Origin of the sequence: Rothia sp. HMSC061E04 (assembly GCF_001813685.1) — a bacterium.
GTDB lineage: Bacteria > Actinomycetota > Actinomycetes > Actinomycetales > Micrococcaceae > Rothia > Rothia mucilaginosa.
In genome coordinates this window covers 120,519-137,414 of sequence record NZ_KV813698.1, presented here as the reverse complement: position 1 = coordinate 137,414, position 16,896 = coordinate 120,519, and the positions used below count along the sequence as shown (strand labels likewise).

The following is a 16,896-nucleotide window of genomic DNA, read 5'->3' as shown; positions in this document are numbered from 1 at the left end:
TGAGGAGCCCGATTTGCCCAGCTTTTTGCTCAGCGTTCGCCTTGCGGTGAAACACCCCGGCAGAGGGGCGCTTTTCTTGACCGAAAGCACAGGTGAAACTAGAGTTGAGGTAGCACTCGAGACAGTCATCGGGCGCGCCACTGCGCCGCTGTCTCGCATCAAACGTAAATCCACAACCCGGAGGAACCGATTATGGCTATCAAGCCCCTGGAAGACCGCGTCGTTATCAAGATTGAGCAGGCTGAGCAGACCACCGCATCCGGTCTGGTCATCCCCGAAACTGCGAAGGAAAAGCCGCAGGAAGCACGCGTTGTCGCCGTTGGCCCGGGCCGCGTGGATGAGAAGGGCAACCGCATTCCCGTAGACATCAAGGAAGGCGACGTTGTCGTGTTCTCCCGCTACGGTGGCACCGAGGTCAAGTACCAGGGCGAAGAGTACCTGATTCTCTCCGCACGCGACGTTCTGGCAATCGTCGACTAATACTTTCAGATGCTCATGCGCCGTACCGCTCATCCGGTACGGCGCATGAGCTATCATCTGCCCCTCAAATTTTCCTTTCTGTGACGCACTAGGAGTAGCGAACACATGGCTAAGCAGCTTGAATTCAACGATGCCGCCCGCAAGTCCCTGCAGGCTGGCGTCGATAAGCTGGCAAACGCGGTCAAGGTAACCCTCGGCCCGCGCGGGCGCAACGTTGTGCTCGACAAGCAGTGGGGTGCACCCGTCATCACCAATGACGGCGTGTCCATTGCCCGCGAAATTGAACTGGACGACCCGTACGAGAACTTGGGCGCCCAGCTGGCGAAGGAAGTCGCCACCAAGACCAACGACGTAGCCGGTGACGGCACCACCACCGCAACTGTGCTCGCACAGGCACTGGTCAACGAGGGCCTGCGCAATGTCACCAGCGGCGCGGCACCCGCCGACGTCAAGCGCGGCATTGAGGCTGCTGTGGAGGCTGTCTCCGCACGCCTGCTCGAGAACGCACGCCCCGTGCAGGGCCCCGAGGTGGCGCACGTTGCCGCTATCTCCGCGCAGTCCGAGCAGATCGGTGAGCTGCTGGCTCGCGCCTTCGAGAAGGTCGGCCAGGACGGCGTCATCACCATCGAAGACGGCTCCTCCACCGAAATCGAGCTGGACATCACCGAAGGTATGCAGTTCGACAAGGGCTACCTCTCGCCCTCCTTCGTCACCGACTCTGAGCGCGGCGAAGCAGTGCTGGAGAACAGCCTCGTGCTGCTCTACCAGGGCAAGATTTCCACCATTGCAGAAATCATGCCCGTGCTCGAGAAGATTGTTCAGGCGAAGAAGCCGCTGACCATCATCGCAGAAGACGTTGACGGCGAGGCGCTCTCCGCACTGGTCGTGAACAAGCTGCGCGGCACCATCAACGTGGTGGCTCTGAAGGCTCCCGGTTTCGGTGACCGCCGCAAGGCAATCATGCAGGACCTGGCAATTCTGACCGGCGGCACCGTCGTGACCGGCGAGCTCGGCATCGACCTGCCGCAGGTCACCCTGGAGCACCTGGGCTCGGCACGCCGCGTGACCGTCACCAAGTCCCACACCACCATCGTGGACGGCGGCGGCGACCCCGAGGCGATCGAGGATCGCGTGCAGCAGCTGCGCCGCGAAATTGAGCGCGTGGATTCCGAATGGGACCGCGAGAAGCTCAAGGAGCGCCTGGCTAAGCTCGCCGGCGGCGTGGGCGTCATCAAGGTCGGTGCCGCAACCGAGGTTGAGGCGAAGGAACGCAAGCACCGCATCGAGGACGCTGTGTCCTCCACCCGTGCCGCTCTGGAAGAGGGTATCGTCTCCGGCGGCGGTTCCGCACTGGTCCACGCGCTGAAGGCATTGGACGGTATGGACCTGGGCAACCACGACGCAAACGTGGGTGTACAGATCGTTCGCCGCGCCCTGGTTCAGCCGCTGCGCTGGATCGCGGAGAACGCTGGCGAAGACGGCTACGTCATCGTCTCCAAGGTCTCCGAACTGCCCGTGGGTCACGGCTTCAACGCCAAGACCGGCGAGTACGTGGACCTCATCGAAGCCGGTGTGATTGACCCGGTGAAGGTGACCCGTTCGGCTCTGCAGAACGCATCCTCCATTGCGGCTCTGGTGCTGACCACCGAGACCCTGGTGGTCGAGAAGCCCGAAGAAACTGAAGAAGACTAAATAGTGTGTGTGCCCGGTGCCGCCCCCTCCATCAAGGAGGCGGTACCGGGCACTCGCTGTCGGTAGGCTCGGATGCGCTCGCGTTCGTGGGGGCGCTAGAACCTGCCGACAGCCTCCCGCTGAGGGGTGCTTACTATGAGGGCTTCTCAGCAAAGAAACCTTTAGCGGTTTACTATAGAAGGTAAGCTGTTCTCGTTTGCGCTCAAACCACCTTGTGGGGTGCGAGCAGACGGGTCGTACCGCATCTTGACATACGCAACGTATAGGCTGAGCTTCTCACCGATGAAGCCAGCATCCGAAAGGTAGACAATGACCATTCCCACCGCTCTGTCCGAGGATCCCTTCGGCTTCACCGGCCTGACCTACGATGACGTGCTGCTGCTGCCCGGCAACACCGACGTCATCCCCTCCGATGCGGACACCTCCACCCGCCTGTCTAAGCGCATCACCCTGAACACCCCCATCATCTCCGCCGCAATGGACACCGTGACCGACTCTGCTATGGCAATCGCTATGGCACGTCTGGGCGGTATGGGCGTTATCCACCGCAACCTCTCGATCGAGGACCAGGCTGCACACGTGGACCGCGTGAAGCGTTCCGAGTCCGGCATGATCATTAACCCCGTCACCATCGGTGCTGACGCAACCATCGCCGAATACGACGAGGTCTGCGGCTACTACAAGGTCTCCGGTCTGCCCGTCGTCAGCGAAGAGGGCGTGCTGGAAGGCATCATCACCAACCGCGATATCCGCTACATCTCCCGTTCCGATTACGAGGGCATTCGCGTCCGCGACATCATGACCCCCATGCCGCTGGTCACCGCGCACCCCAGCGTCACCAAGGACGAGGCATTCGCGCTGCTGTCCCACAACAAGATTGAGCGTCTGCCCCTGGTCGACGACGCAGGCAAGCTCGCCGGTCTGATTACCCTGAAGGACTTCGTCAAGACTGAGCAGTACCCCAACGCCACCAAGGACGAGGACGGCCGCCTGCGTGCCGGCGCCGCTATCGGCTTCTTCGGCGACGGTTACGAGCGCGCCATGACCCTGGTTGAGGCAGGCGTTGACGCACTGTTCGTGGACACCGCAAACGGCCACTCCCAGGGCGTGCTCGACATGATCGCCCGCCTGAAGAAGGACCCCGCCGCAGCACACGTGGACGTCATCGGTGGCCAGGCTGCAACCCGCCTGGGCGCACAGGCAATCATCGACGCCGGCGCTGACGGCGTGAAGGTCGGCGTCGGCCCCGGCTCCATCTGCACCACCCGCATTATCGCCGGTGTTGGCGTTCCCCAGGTGACCGCTATCAACGAGTCCGCTAAGGCAGCAATCCCGGCGGGCGTGCCGCTGATTGCTGACGGCGGTATGCAGCACTCCGGCGAGATCGGCAAGGCACTGGTTGCCGGCGCTGACTCCGTGATGCTCGGCTCCCTGCTGGCTGGTACCACCGAGTCCCCCGGTGAGCTGATTTTCATGAACGGTAAGCAGTACAAGGCATACCGCGGCATGGGTTCGCTGGGTGCAATGCAGACCCGCGGCCGCCACAAGTCCTTCTCCAAGGACCGCTACTTCCAGGCTGATGTCTCCAGCGAAGAGAAGCTGATCCCCGAGGGTATTGAGGGTCAGGTTCCCTTCCGCGGCCCGCTCTCCGCAGTGATTCACCAGCTCGAAGGCGGCCTGCGCCAGACCATGTTCTACGTCGGTTCCCGCACCATCGAGGAGCTCAAGTACAAGGGTCAGTTCGTGCGCATCACCCCCGCAGGTCTGAAGGAATCGCACCCGCACGACATCATGATGACCGTTGAGGCACCGAACTACCGCCGCTAAAACGCCTCACCAACGATGATTCGCCGCATGGTGTGCATACCATGCGCCGTTGAGCCCGCCCCATACCCGTTCAGGTATCGGGCGGGCATCGGCGCGAATAACGCCCAGCGGCACCCCTCAAACCGAATTCGAAAGGATTCACCCCATGTCTGAAATTCAGATTGGCCTCTCTAAGAACGCCCGCCCCACCTACTCCCTGGACGATGTGGCGCTGGTGCCTACCCGCCGTACCCGCGACCGCCGCGACGTCGACACTTCCTGGCAGATTGACGCCTTCAAGTTCGACACCCCCATCATTGGTGCGCCCATGGACTCGGTCATGTCCCCGGCGACCGCCATTACACTGGGTAAGCTGGGTGGCCTGGGCGTGCTGAACCTCGAGGGCCTGTGGACCCGCTACGAGGACCCGCAGCCGCTGCTCGACGAGATTGTCGAGCTGCCCGAGGCGGACCCCGCCTCCGCAACCACCCGCATGCAGCAGATTTACTCCGAGCCGATTAAGCCGGAACTAATCACTGCACGCCTGGAAGAGATTCGTGACTCCGGCGTGGTCGTTGCAGGCTCCCTGAGCCCGCAGAACACCCAGGAGCACTACGAGACCGTGGTGAAGGCGGGTGTTGAGCTGTTCGTCATCCGCGGCGCGTCCGTCTCTGCTGAGCACATTTCCACCTCGCACGAGCCGCTGAACCTGAAGAAATTCATCTACGAACTGGACGTTCCGGTCATCGTTGGTGGTGTGGCTGGCTACTCGCAGGCTAAGCACCTGATGCGTACCGGCGCAGCCGGCGTGCTGGTGGGCTTCGGCGGCGGTTCCGCACAGACTACCCGCCAGGGCCTGGGCATCTCCGCACCGATGGCAACCGCTATCGCCGACGTGGCTGCGGCACGTTCGGACTACCTGGATGAGTCCGGCGGCCGCTACGTACACGTGATCGCTGACGGTTCCCTGGGCCGCTCCGGCGACATGGTGAAGGCGCTCGCACTGGGTGCTGACGCCGTCATGCTGGGCGCTCCGCTGGCTCGTGCATCCGAGGCTCCCGGCCAGGGCTGGTACTGGGGTAACGAGGCGCACTCGCTGGACTTCCCGCGCGGCGTGCGCACCCCGCTGGGTGTTGTCGGCTCCCTGGAGGAGGTCCTGTACGGTCCTTCGCACCACGTGAACGGCACCAGCAACATTGTCGGTGCGCTCAAGCGTGCAATGGCTAACTGCGGTTACCTGGACCTGAAGAAGTTCCAGAAGGCTGACCTGACCGTGGTTCCCGCGTACCGCGGCTAATGTAGCTTCATGAATCACCGCCCGGTGGTTGGTGGGTTTATCCCTCCGACTACCGGGCGGTATTGTTTTGACGTGCTCTTTTAGGTAGGGGTTGAGTCACTGTCTTTGGGAGAATGGAATTTATGCCATATTGTTAAACTTTCTCATTTTATAGTGACTGGGATTATATTTTCACTGTAGTGTATCTAATAAGGATATGGCTAAGGTCTATATTCTTTGAAAGAACTTCTGCAAAACTGCAAGTTCAATACCATATGGATATACCTATCGAAGGAGATTAGAAATGGGTATCTTCGCTCCCCCTGTTAAGAAGGTTCTTGCTGCTGCCGCGTTGAGCGTGACGGCACTGACTGCCGTTCCTGCCGCAACTGTCCCGGCTGCGGCGACTGTTGTTGAGGTTCATGGTGGTACTTGGGACTATGGTTCGTCTATCTGGGGTGTGTGGTCTCGTTATTACCACAAAGAAGCACGGCATAGTGCAACCGTTTGGGGAAGTAACTGGGTTTACTCCGGATGTAAGAAGCCCTTTACCACTGCTAGGGCTTCGTCTGGTCATTCTTGGGACCACACTAACGAGGCTTACTACAACAACCATTGTTAGAGATGAGCGCGTTGGATGTTCTATAGCGTATTAGCAATATGGCCCTGCAAATGATGCAGGAAGCTAATATACAAAATATTTGGCGGGCCGTCTGAGTGAATCTATCAGGCGGTCCGCCCATATGACAGAAATGAATCCCCATGCTTAAGTGCCGATTCCGATTTGGCCGGTATGTATCGGCCCTCACCTCAGTTTATCTATGGGCAGCCCTCGCCTCCATCGTGTTCCCTTTCTTCATGCTTCTGAGTATCAACTCGGAGATGTCTCTTGGGCATACCCGTAACCTCCAGATTCCTTCAATCAGCGAAGGCGTAGATACTCGCAAATTTCTAGAGGATATGTGTCAGGAAGCGGAGAAGAACAGTATCGCTATAGCTCGTCGCACCCTTGATGTGTCAGATACTCGGCACGGTATCGTACTCGAATTCTGCGGTGCCGAAAATACTGTACGTGGGTGGGAACAAACAGGATACCCTTCCTATACCCCTGAAGACCGCGTTGAGGTCAAAAGGCTTAATCCGGGCAAGGTTGCAGAAGCGCGAGGTCTCTACAACCTTTATGGCGGTAGTGAGCAACAACGCGCCCAGCTACTCGCTACCCTGCGTGAAAATGGTGCGCATACAACTGAATACGATGTTCTCAATCTCCGAAGTATTGCAGGGTACTACATGGGAACCCCAGGCGGGTATGCCTTTATTGCAACATGCCTAGCCCTTAGTACGGCTCTGATTGGTGCCATATTCCGGCAGACGAAAAAAAGCGCGCGCCTGCGTCTGCATGGGGCATCCTTAAACCGTGTCTACGGTGCACAGCTGCTAGAGTCGGGGCCTGCTATTCTTTGTGGAATTCTGGGCCTCTATGCCCTTTTCTATACATTCCTCGCCCTGTACAATTCGTGGGCTTTTGCAGCTTTGACGCTGAAAGTTCAGCTTATCCTGTTGTGCTGGATGTTGGGCCTTATGCTTCTGCTGCATTATGTGGCTTGTGCACTTACTGTAGCTATACCTATTGGACAAGCCCTTAAAGGAAAGGTACCTACGCGTATTACCTATGCGGCTAGCTGGGCGTGCCGCTCTTTGGCGCTCATTCTTGTTGTTGCTACTCTAATCACTTTGGCTTACACGACTCAGCAAGTCCATGCACTCAATCAAGCCCGCCCCGCGGTGCTTCAGGGTAACGGATATAGTGTGTCCTTTAATGGTTTCCGGTATAAGACTAGTGACATCCAGAACCTTCAGGGCTGGAGTAAAGAACAAGTAGAATCTGATAACGTCATCCTCGCTAGTGCGGAGAACCCTGTCTATACATCCCCTGAATCGATTGAAGCTTATAGAGCCGGAAAGGATGAATCAGCCTCTCTGAAATCTGATCAGAGCTTGGGTCGTACCTTTCTGTACGTGAATCGTGAATACCTGGATAGTAATCCTGAATCCCTGCCAGCAGGTTTACCTCCTCTTGAAGACCTGGAAGGTCGTAGCGGTCTTAGCGTCTACTATCCCCAGGAATTGGAAAAGCACGCTGATGATATAAGGCGCCTTGCTTCTAGTACTTTTGACTCGGCTGATAGCTCTTCTTCCTCGAATAAATTAGAAGCTTCACGTGCTGAGCTTTCGGAGTTGAGGGCATATGAGTCTGTAACGAGGTCCTATACATATGGTGACGGTACTAAAGCGAACTACTTTGTGCAGAACCCCATCATTGTGTATGTCCCGAAAACTGTGCTGACTGACAGAATGGAGATGCTCGTTGCCGCCTTCAGTCAGAACGGGGCATTTATTAAGGACCGGCAGAAAGCTCTTGAATCTCTGAAGGGTAGTGCAGCTCGAAGCTACGTAGGTGAAATTCTGCCGGTGAGCGAAAAATATTTTAGTCTCACAAGCAGGATGCAGAGCGAACAACGCATTAGCTTGTATGCGCTCATCATCCTTTCCGTTTTGTGTCTTGTGACCCTTCTGGAGTACGCACGTGTGTACTGCGCAGAACATCAGCAGCGTATCGCTCGTTCCTTTACCTACGGTATGCATCCGACCCGGACTTTCCGTGGGGTTCTCATAGGGGAGGCGGTTTTGACGATTCTTGTCATTAGCTATGGGGTCCTCCAACTAACGAGTTTGGCCCACGAGCAGTATCTCAATGCTGGGGCTGAGACTGCATCTGTTATTGCAGTACTGGCAACGGTACTCTTCACATCCACTGTTATTGTGTCGATTGGTATGAGTTTATGGGCCTTTGGCAGAGGCTACCGAGTTACTGTTGCCAATCATGCGCGAAAGGAAATGTACTGATGACGTCCATCTTAAAAACAGAAAATCTGCTGGCCGTAAGCGGGGGGTCTGTGCGTATTGCAGGACATCCTATTTTTGCTGATGTCCATATTGCCGTAGCTCCAGGACAGATGCTAGCCCTAACTGGTGCCTCAGGAAGTGGCAAGACCACTCTCCTTAACTGTCTAGGGACCCTGACCGACTTTACTGAAGGGGAATATACCTTCCAAGGAACAATGTTGAGCGGTTCATCATCGCGAACCCGCCGTCATTTCCGCCGTGATAGTCTAGGATATCTCTTCCAGAACTATGCCCTGGTAGAAGGGGAGAGCGTTGAAAAGAACGTCCTCGGACCGCTCGCGGTTATGCCGCGTTCGCAGCGTCCGAGCCGCAAAGAGCTAGAGTCCGTCCTCGCCCGGGTCGGTTTGTCTGGGCGAGAGAAGTCTCTTATCTACCAACTCTCGGGTGGTGAGCAGCAGCGCGTGGCGCTTGCTGGGCTTATGTTGAAGCAGCCATCACTGATTCTGGCAGATGAGCCGACCGGTGCGCTGGACGCCGAGAACGAGGCGCAGGTGCTTGATATTCTGCGGGAGCTGGTGAACGCCGGGGCCTGTGCCATTATTGCTACGCACAGCGATGCGGTGGCGGACTTCTGCGACCGGCGTATTGATATGTCTCAGTTCAAGGGATAAACGAAGAGGATTGTTTTTGCAATGTGCCGCCTGGCTATGGAGTCGTTAACTCCGTCGCCGGGCGGTGCTTTCTTATACGGGGTTTATTTTTACTCGCTGAAAAGAACGGTCATTCGCTGAAGGGTTCCCGCGCTGCGGGCGTTCAAGCTCACACCGCGATAGCGTAAAATAGATATATCCCCGCGCAAGTGCGCGGATTAGTACCAACACGTTGAGGTAATTTTCGTGACCAACTCTGTGAACCTGGACCAGCTCGAAGAGCGTCCCGTCCTGGTGGTAGATTACGGTGCACAGTACGCGCAGCTCATTGCTCGTCGCGTGCGTGAAGCCGGCATCTACTCCGAAATCGTCCCCCACTCCATGAGCACCGAGAAGATGCTCGCCAAGAACCCGGCAGCCATCGTGCTCTCCGGTGGCCCCTCCTCGGTCTACGCCGATGGCGCACCCAAGGGCGACAAGGCCCTCTTCGAAGCTGGCGTGCCGATCTTCGGTATCTGCTACGGCTTCCAGGTGATGGCCCAGACCCTCGGCGGCACCGTCGCCCAGACCGGTCTGCGCGAATACGGTGCAACCGACGCTGTGGTCTGCGCTGAGAACTCCTCCTTCCTCACCGGCACCCCCACCACCCAGAACGTGTGGATGTCTCACGGTGACTCCGTGACCGAAGCCCCCGAAGGCTTTGAGGTGCTGGCAAAGACCCCCGGCGCATCCGTGGCAGCATTCGTGGACGAGTCCCGCAAGCTCGGCGGCGTGCAGTGGCACCCCGAGGTGAAGCACTCCGACTACGGCCAGGTCGCCCTGGAGAACTTCCTCTACAATGTGGCAGGACTGAAGCCCACCTGGTCCACCAACAACATCATCGAAGAGCAGGTCGCAAAGATCCGCGAGCAGGTCGGTAGCGACCGCGTCATCTGCGCGCTCTCCGGTGGCGTTGACTCCTCCGTGGCAGCAGCGCTTGTGCACAAGGCTGTTGGCGACCAGCTCACCTGCTTCTTTATCGACCACGGTCTGCTCCGTGAGGGCGAGCGCGAACAGGTCGAGCAGGACTACGCAGCATCCATGGGTATCAAGGTCATTACCATCGACGAGTCGGAGCGTTTCCTCTCCGCCCTCGATGGCATCACCGAACCCGAGGCGAAGCGTAAGGCTATCGGCCGCGAGTTCATCCGCTCCTTCGAAGAGGCACAGCGCAAGCTGATTGCTGAAGCTGGCGAAGAGGGCGCAGACATCAAGTTCCTGGTCCAGGGCACCCTGTACCCGGACGTTGTCGAGTCCGGCGGCGGCGACGGCACCGCAAACATTAAGAGCCACCACAACGTGGGTGGCCTTCCCGACGACCTGACCTTCGAACTGGTTGAGCCGCTGCGCACCCTGTTCAAGGACGAGGTCCGCGCTATCGGTCGTGAGCTCGGCGTTCCCGAGAAGATCGTGGCACGTCAGCCGTTCCCCGGCCCCGGCCTGGGCATCCGCATTGTCGGCGAGGTTAACCGCGAGAACCTGGAAACCCTGCGTGCCGCTGACGCTATCGTGCGTGAAGAGCTGACCGCAGCAGGTCAGGACGAGCACATCTGGCAGTGCCCCGTGGTTCTGCTGGCTGGCGTTCGTTCCGTGGGCGTTCAGGGTGACGGCCGTACTTACGGCCACCCGATTGTTCTGCGCCCGGTCTCTTCGGAAGACGCAATGACCGCTGACTGGTCGCGCCTGCCGTACGACCTGCTGGCTAAGATCTCGAACCGTATTACGAACGAGGTCAAGGACGTTAACCGAGTGGTGCTGGACGTTACCTCCAAGCCCCCGGGAACCATTGAGTGGGAGTAATCCCGCTTTGGGCTACCTAGCTTTGTAGCTGGGAGCCTGTGAAGGAGCCGCCCGGTGCATCCTGTTTGTGGATGTGCTGGGTGGCTCCTTTTGTGAGTATGTACGTTGCAGATGCCAGGGATGAACGAAATATAATGTGCTTATGCATGCTTCGTCTGACATGTGCAGAGCACTAACCTAATGTCATAAGGAGGGGCTAGAGATGTCAAAATCTGATAACGAGCACGATCAAAAGCAAGAGCATAAATCCTCCGTCTATGAGTTTTTCGTCAGTTTTCCTTCCCTTGGAGATGACACAAACTGTTCTGAAGAAATCCCCGTAGCGGAACGTTCTGCCTCGCAGCGCCCTGCCCCAGACTTTTAGCTTAGAAGTAAGCCGCCCGGTGTATCCTGTTTGTGGATGCGCCGGGCGGCTTTTTATGCGGAGGTATAGAGAAAAACGGGTGGTACTTAAGCGTGAATTTCAAAGGAAAACGCCAAAATATTTAAAACGAGAGTTCAAATAAAAGAACTAAAAACTCTCCACAAAACTACACGATAAATAAAAACTTTAATGCGGGTGATGCGGGTGACGAATCGAATCACGCCAATGAGCGCTCGACCCCAACCCAAAATGCAACGCAAAAAACGTACCAAAACAGCAGAACCCAAACGCGCACGCCATGTACACGCCATAGGTCAGCATCACAAACTCAGAATCATGACTCAGGCCTGATGCCACAATCATCGTCAACGAAACAGCCAGAATGACAAGCCATGCAGCGCTCGCAGCCGCAATCACCCACGAGATAGCGCTCAACACCGGGTGAGGCACCCTAAAGGTTCGCTCCGGGCTCTCAGGGGCGGGTACAGTCGCTACAGAAGCTGCAGCAGGGGCAGTAAGCAGAGCAGAAGAAGAGCGCCACGGAATATGCGCATCAGCATGCTGGCTGGAAGCCTGCGCCGGATGCTGCGGGACACCACCAGATTCGGGAGGGGAAGAAAGATACGGCTGCTGCATTGCGGGCTCCTGAATATTTAGCCTCACGGGAGAAGAAAAAGCATAGTTCTTAATCTCGTAAGAAATGAGTGTCGGTGATAGAACGAAAGAATGTGGTGGAAAATATATTCTCTCTATAATTCAAGATTAGAAGCGAACCGTATAAAAAACGAGAGCATCAGCGAATATGATGCAATATGACGCGAAAATTTCGAAAAATACAACGAAAAAGCAGTAAGCCTCAACCTGAAGGTTCAGGGTAGGGTTATTAGACAGGGACCTTAGCCGTAAAACAACAGCACAGACACGGCAACAGTGAAAGGAACGAGCATGGGAATGATCCTCCCACTCCTCTACTTAGGGGCAGGATTCGGGCTCGCAATGTTGCTGCCCGAGCACTGGGGGCAATCGCCTGAAAGAAAGCGCCTCCGCCCTGCTGACCCGCTGGATTATCCCCACCGTCATCGTTTACATCGTCGCCACCAGCCGCCCCGAACTCTTCTTCATGGCAGCCTCCACCATGGTGCTCATGGCGCTTCTAGTACGCTGCGCCGCCTTCTTCACGAACGACCCGGTGCAGCGGCTCGCCCTCGTTTACCTCAACGCTGGAATCTTCGGAATCCCCGTAGTTGCCAGCTTCTGGGGCGAGGAAGCCGTACGCCTATACGTCGGCGCGTATATCGGCAACTCCGTCATGGGTAATATCCTCGGCACCTCACTCATGCGCAGAGAAGCCAACGCAGACGGACTCACGAATAGCCAATCCAAGCCCGCCCGAAAAGCTGCCGTCGGTGCAGTATTGCGGTCCCTGCTCACTAACCGCCCCATTATCGCCGTAGCGATCGGGCTGATATGCCTGCCCGCCGGACCGTTCCTCAACACCCACGCCGCCGGTATCTACCGGCTCATCACCTGGGTCTTCAGCTTCGTAGGGCTCATGGTGCTAGGCATGTGGCTGAGCACCGCCCGCCTGCACCGAACCGACCTCAAACAAGCCGTCCGGTGGGCGCTCCTACGCGTCGTGCTCGTGAGCGTCTACAGCATCGGCGTGCTGGCATTCGCCCGCTGGGCACACGATACGGCGGGCGTGCACTTTGACCAGTTGCTCGCGCATCCGCAGGTGCTTTTCCTTCTGGCTGTTCTGCCGCCAGCAGCTAATATTGTCATTCTGGAAACCCACTACCGGCACGAAGGCACCGCAGCCCCCGTCATTGCCGCAGGGGCGGTCGTCAGCGTAGGAATGATAGCGCTCGCCGTGCCGATCCTGCAGCTCGTCTTCTCCAGTTGAGCAGAGCCTCCAGCTAAGCAGAGCCAAGAAAGCATGCCTGGAGAACACCGGAGAGAACGCAGAAGAGAACACAGAAGACAACACAAAAGGAGGGCGGGGCATAAGCCTCACCCTCCTTCTGCTGTCTATCACCTTATCGGCACGCGGCAGCACTCAACGAGCTACAGCGCTTAGCGAACGATGTGGTACACCTTCGCCTCGTAGGGGCGCAGGGTCGAACCCGCGTCGTCCTTGTAGTTCGAGCTCACCAGCTCAACACGAGCACCAGCCTCACGAGCCTCAGAAAGCACCGCGAAGTCCCGCTCCTGCTCCTCGGCAGTGAAGTTCGAAATAACCAGCAAAGACTCGTTCGCGGGGCTGCCATCCGCGCCACCGGTACGGGCGTATGCGTACACAGCCTCATCCTCGTTGTGCGGAACCTGAACCGAATCCACCGGAGCGAAGGCTGCGTAAACCATCAGGTCCTTCAGCTTGCCGCGGCGCAGAGCCACCAGCTGCTGGTAGTGGTAGAAAATCGAATCCTCATCAGCCAGAACAGCCTCAGCGTTAATCGCCGGGTAGTTCGGGTTTACAGCAATCCACGGGGTCACACCCTCGGGGCTGAAACCACCGTTAGCGGAGGCATCCCACTGAACCGGGGTACGAGCGTTATCGCGGCCCTTAATATAAATCGCCTGCATCGCCTCTTCGTGGCTCAGACGCTTGTGATCAACGTGCATGTCCTCGTAGAAGCGAATCGAGTCACCATCGCGGTAATCCTCAATCGAATCAAACTTCACGTTGGTCATGCCCAGCTCTTCACCCTGGTAAATGTACGGGGTGCCCTGCATGAAGTGCAGAGTGGTCGCCAGCTGCTTAGCGGACAGGGTTCGGAACTCATCCGAATCGTTACCGAAGCGAGAGACAACGCGCGGCTGGTCGTGGTTGTTCCAGTACAGCGAACCCCAGGCGTTACCCTCCAGGGTGGTCTGCCAGTCGTTCAGGATGCGCTTGAGCTCGGTCAGCTTGTACGGTGCGTAGGACCACTTGCCGCCCAGATTGCCGTTCGGGTCGTTATCCACGCCCATGTGATCGAAGTGGAAGATCATGTTCAGCTCACCGGTGTGGTAGCCAGCCCACAGCTTAGCGTCCTCGGGGCTGGTTGCGCTGGTCTCGCCCACGGTCATCACGTCGTAGCGGCTGAAGGTCTCGCGGGTGAGTTCCTTCATCCACGGGTGCACCATGGTGCCGTTCGTAATGACGAACGGAATCGAGGAAGTGTGCTTCTCATAGTCGGTGGAGGGGTCATCCGGGTAGCCCTCGGGCTTGGAGATGATGTTGATAGCGTCCAGGCGGAAGCCGTCAACGCCCTTGTCCAGCCACCAGCGGACCATGGAGTACAGGTCCTCGCGAACCTTCTCGTTCTCCCAGTTCAGGTCGGGCTGTTCCTTGAAGAAGATGTGCAGGTAGAACTGGCCGGTCGCCTCGTCCCACTCCCACGCCGGGCCGCCGAACTCGGACGCCCAGTTGTTCGGAGGAATCGGGTTGCCGTCCTCGTCGAAGCCCTTCGGGTCCTTCCAAATGTAGTAGTCGCGGTAGGGGTTGTCCTTGGAGGAGCGGGATTCCTTGAACCAGGGGTGCTCATCGGAGGTGTGGTTTGCGACCAGGTCCATCAGGATCTTGATGCCGTGCTTGTGGGCGGTTTCAAGCATCTCGTCGAAGTCTTCCATGGTGCCGAAGTCACCCATGATCGCGAAGTAGTCAGAGATATCGTAGCCGTTGTCCACGTTCGGCGAGTCGAACACGGGGGAGAGCCAAATGACGTTGATGCCCAGCTTAGCCAGGTAGGGCAGCTTCTCGATAATGCCCTTCAGATCACCGATACCGTCGCCGTTAGCGTCGTTGAAGGAGCGGGGGTACACCTGGTACACCACGGCTTCCTTCCACCACTGGCGGCCTTCGTAGGAGGGAACCTCGTATGCCTCGGAGTTGCTCATAATTGCCTTTCTATACCGGCCATCCAGCCGAAAAGAGGAACAAATTTTGTCTGTGATTAAAGTATAGGGCGAAGAGGGACCGGAATGTCCGTTTCTGGTCCCCCTTCGCACAGTATGAGTGGGGTACGACTACTTGGCGTTACCGAAGAGGTACACCTTCGCCTCGTAGGGGCGCAGCAGGGTGCCCTCGTCGGTGAACTCGCGGTTCTCATCGCGGTAGTTCGAGCTAATCAGCTTCGGGGTGTTCTCGATTGCCTTCAGCTCAGTCGGGGAGAGTGCCTGCGAGTTGGTCAGTACCACCGAATCCAGGTTGCCACCCGCGTAGTTTAGCTGAACGGTGTCATCGGTGAAGTTCGCGACGACCAGCAGTGCGCGCTCGCCGGTTGCGGCGGCGTCCTCATCGGAGTTCACGCGCAGGTAGGCGTAAACCTGGTCATCCTCTTCATCCAGCAGGCGGTACTCGCCGGTTAGGACAATCGGGTGCTCGCGGCGCAGGCTAATCAGGTCACGGTAGTGGTAGAACACCGAATCCTGGTCAGCGAGCTCTGCCTCCGCGTTGATTTCGGTGTAGCGCGGGTTCAGCTTCAGCCACGGGGTGCCGGAGGTGAAGCCTGCGTTCTCGCCAGCGGTCCACTGCATGGGGGTGCGGGCGTTATCGCGACCGGAGGCGCTGATGTAGCGAAGCATGTCCTCCGCGGAGACGCGGCCCGACTCTTCAACGTACTTGCGCCAGGAGTCGTGAATCTCCAGGTCGTTGTAGTCCTTGACGTCGTCGAAGAAGACATTGGTCATGCCCAGCTCTTCGCCCTGGTAGATGTAGGGGGTGCCCTGCATCAGGTGCAGCACGGTACCCAGCATCTTGGCGCTGACGGTGCGGTACTCGGGGGAGTCGTTACCGAAGCGGGAGACGGTGCGCGGCTGGTCGTGGTTGTTCCAGTACAGGGAGTTCCAGCCGCGGCCGTGCAGGCCTTCCTGCCAGTGGGTGAGGACCTTCTTGAGGTCAACCAGGTTGAAGCGGCGGTCGGACCACTTGCCGGTCACGCCACCTTCGGAGGCGTCTACGTCCATGTGCTCGAACTGGAACACCATCTGCAGCTCGTTGCGGTCGAAACCGGTGTAGAGTGCGGCGTCGTCCACGGTCACGCAGGGGGTTTCGCCCACGGTCATGACCGGGTACTTGCTCAGGACCTCGCGGTTCATCTCCTGCAGGAATTCGTGCACGCGCGGGCCGTTCGCTGCGACAGCCAGGCAGTTGTCGAGGCCGCCAGCGAGGACTGCCGGGTCCTCGGGGAAGGAGAGGTCCTTAGAAATTAGGTTGATGACGTCCATGCGGAAGCCGTCCACGCCCTTGTCCAGCCAGAAGCGCATGATGTCGTAGACCTCTTCGCGGACCTTCGGGTTCTCCCAGTTCAGGTCGGGCTGCTTGACGGAGAAGTAGTGCAGATAGAACTGGCCGGTCGCCTCGTCCCATTCCCACACGGAGGGGCTGAAGCAGGAAATCCAGTTGTTCGGCGGAATCGGCTTGCCGTCCTCGTCGAAGCCCTTGGGGTCGCGCCAGATGTAGTAGTCGCGGTAGGGGTTGTCCTTGGAGGAGCGTGCCTGTTTGAACCATTCGTGCTCGTCGGAGGTGTGGTTGACGACCAGGTCCATCATGAGCTTGATGCCGTGCTTGTGTGCGGTTTCGAGTAGCTCATCGAAGTCTTCCATGGTGCCGAACTCGGTCATGATGGCGCGGTAGTCGGAGATGTCGTAGCCGTTGTCATCGTTCGGGGAAGCGTAGATGGGGGAGAGCCACAGTACTTCGATGCCGAGGTCTGCCAGGTACGGAATCTTCTCGGTAATGCCGGGCAGATCGCCGATGCCGTCGCCGTTGGAGTCGTTGAAGGAGCGGGGGTAAATCTGGTAGACAACGGGTTCCTGCCACCACTGGATCTGGGTCGTCATTGTTCTTCCTTTCCTTGGTATGGATGAGTGTTGTGTGGGGCCGCTCTGTGGGCGGCTAA

General features: G+C 58.0%; 13 protein-coding genes. 10 read left to right on the top strand and 3 right to left on the bottom strand.

Going from position 1 to position 16,896, the window contains the following annotated elements; translation table 11 throughout:
* Nucleotides 1-192 precede the first annotated feature (192 nt).
* The 8 genes from groES to guaA all read left to right on the top strand — a co-directional run bounded on the left by groES (nt 193) and on the right by guaA (nt 10,650).
* The gene (gene groES, locus HMPREF2927_RS03435) at nt 193-480 is read left to right on the top strand and encodes a co-chaperone GroES (RefSeq protein ID WP_005505066.1); all 288 of its coding nucleotides are present in this window, start codon (nt 193-195) and stop codon (nt 478-480) included.
* A gap of 105 nt (nt 481-585) precedes the next feature.
* Nucleotides 586-2,172: a chaperonin GroEL gene (gene groL / locus HMPREF2927_RS03430; protein WP_070685565.1), complete on the top strand. Its 1,587-nt coding sequence runs from the start codon at nt 586-588 to the stop codon at nt 2,170-2,172.
* A gap of 309 nt (nt 2,173-2,481) precedes the next feature.
* Entirely contained in the window at nt 2,482-3,999 is a 1,518-nt protein-coding gene (gene guaB, locus HMPREF2927_RS03425) for an IMP dehydrogenase (protein ID WP_070685561.1), read from the top strand.
* 145 nt (nt 4,000-4,144) lie between these two features.
* A complete protein-coding gene (locus tag HMPREF2927_RS03420; protein WP_070685558.1) occupies nt 4,145-5,275 on the top strand; it encodes a GuaB3 family IMP dehydrogenase-related protein in 1,131 nt (376 codons plus the stop codon).
* Between the two features lie 283 nt (nt 5,276-5,558).
* Complete coding sequence (locus tag HMPREF2927_RS09380) at nt 5,559-5,876, top strand: lactococcin 972 family bacteriocin (protein ID WP_083311161.1); 318 nt, start codon at nt 5,559-5,561, stop codon at nt 5,874-5,876.
* 140 nt (nt 5,877-6,016) lie between these two features.
* The gene (locus tag HMPREF2927_RS03415; protein WP_070685555.1) at nt 6,017-8,161 is read left to right on the top strand and encodes a hypothetical protein; all 2,145 of its coding nucleotides are present in this window, start codon (nt 6,017-6,019) and stop codon (nt 8,159-8,161) included.
* A complete protein-coding gene (locus HMPREF2927_RS03410) occupies nt 8,161-8,832 on the top strand; it encodes an ABC transporter ATP-binding protein (protein WP_083311159.1) in 672 nt (223 codons plus the stop codon). The genes HMPREF2927_RS03415 and HMPREF2927_RS03410 overlap by 1 nt, the downstream gene beginning before the upstream one ends.
* 225 nt (nt 8,833-9,057) lie before the next feature.
* Nucleotides 9,058-10,650: a glutamine-hydrolyzing GMP synthase gene (guaA, locus tag HMPREF2927_RS03405; protein WP_005508433.1), complete on the top strand. Its 1,593-nt coding sequence runs from the start codon at nt 9,058-9,060 to the stop codon at nt 10,648-10,650.
* Nucleotides 10,651-11,200: 550 nt separating this feature from the next.
* Here guaA and HMPREF2927_RS09010 read toward each other — a convergent pair.
* Nucleotides 11,201-11,650, bottom strand: coding sequence for a hypothetical protein (locus HMPREF2927_RS09010; protein WP_141754873.1), 450 nt, complete (start codon nt 11,648-11,650; stop codon nt 11,201-11,203).
* A gap of 831 nt (nt 11,651-12,481) precedes the next feature.
* On the opposite strand from HMPREF2927_RS09010, the gene HMPREF2927_RS09375 reads away from it, so the two are divergent.
* Both HMPREF2927_RS09375 and HMPREF2927_RS09370 read left to right on the top strand, forming a co-directional pair.
* Nucleotides 12,482-12,727, top strand: coding sequence for an EspF repeat-containing protein (locus HMPREF2927_RS09375; protein ID WP_141754872.1), 246 nt, complete (start codon nt 12,482-12,484; stop codon nt 12,725-12,727).
* Nucleotides 12,657-12,917: a hypothetical protein gene (locus HMPREF2927_RS09370; protein WP_168165220.1), complete on the top strand. Its 261-nt coding sequence runs from the start codon at nt 12,657-12,659 to the stop codon at nt 12,915-12,917. The genes HMPREF2927_RS09375 and HMPREF2927_RS09370 overlap by 71 nt, the downstream gene beginning before the upstream one ends.
* Nucleotides 12,918-13,087: 170 nt before the next feature.
* On the opposite strand, the gene HMPREF2927_RS03395 is transcribed toward HMPREF2927_RS09370, so the two are convergent.
* Entirely contained in the window at nt 13,088-14,893 is a 1,806-nt protein-coding gene (locus tag HMPREF2927_RS03395) for a glycoside hydrolase family 13 protein (protein WP_070685552.1), read from the bottom strand.
* Between the two features lie 129 nt (nt 14,894-15,022).
* On the bottom strand, nt 15,023-16,837 hold the full coding sequence (locus HMPREF2927_RS03390; RefSeq protein WP_070685549.1) for an alpha-glucosidase: 1,815 nt from the start codon (nt 16,835-16,837) through the stop codon (nt 15,023-15,025).
* Between the last annotated feature and the right edge of the window lie 59 nt (nt 16,838-16,896).

Excerpts from the sequence above, each read along its gene's own strand:
- groES (WP_005505066.1), top strand. The coding sequence starts at position 193 with ATGGCTATCAAGCCCCTGGAAGACCGCGTCGTTATCAAGATTGAGCAG.
- groL (WP_070685565.1), top strand. The coding sequence starts at position 586 with ATGGCTAAGCAGCTTGAATTCAACGATGCCGCCCGCAAGTCCCTGCAG.
- guaB (WP_070685561.1), top strand. The coding sequence starts at position 2,482 with ATGACCATTCCCACCGCTCTGTCCGAGGATCCCTTCGGCTTCACCGGC.
- HMPREF2927_RS03420 (WP_070685558.1), top strand. The coding sequence starts at position 4,145 with ATGTCTGAAATTCAGATTGGCCTCTCTAAGAACGCCCGCCCCACCTAC.
- HMPREF2927_RS09380 (WP_083311161.1), top strand. The coding sequence starts at position 5,559 with ATGGGTATCTTCGCTCCCCCTGTTAAGAAGGTTCTTGCTGCTGCCGCG.
- HMPREF2927_RS03415 (WP_070685555.1), top strand. The coding sequence starts at position 6,017 with ATGCTTAAGTGCCGATTCCGATTTGGCCGGTATGTATCGGCCCTCACC.
- HMPREF2927_RS03410 (WP_083311159.1), top strand. The coding sequence starts at position 8,161 with ATGACGTCCATCTTAAAAACAGAAAATCTGCTGGCCGTAAGCGGGGGG.
- HMPREF2927_RS09010 (WP_141754873.1), bottom strand. The coding sequence starts at position 11,650 with ATGCAGCAGCCGTATCTTTCTTCCCCTCCCGAATCTGGTGGTGTCCCG.
- HMPREF2927_RS09375 (WP_141754872.1), top strand. The coding sequence starts at position 12,482 with ATGCCTGCCCGCCGGACCGTTCCTCAACACCCACGCCGCCGGTATCTA.
- HMPREF2927_RS03395 (WP_070685552.1), bottom strand. The coding sequence starts at position 14,893 with ATGAGCAACTCCGAGGCATACGAGGTTCCCTCCTACGAAGGCCGCCAG.
- HMPREF2927_RS03390 (WP_070685549.1), bottom strand. The coding sequence starts at position 16,837 with ATGACGACCCAGATCCAGTGGTGGCAGGAACCCGTTGTCTACCAGATT.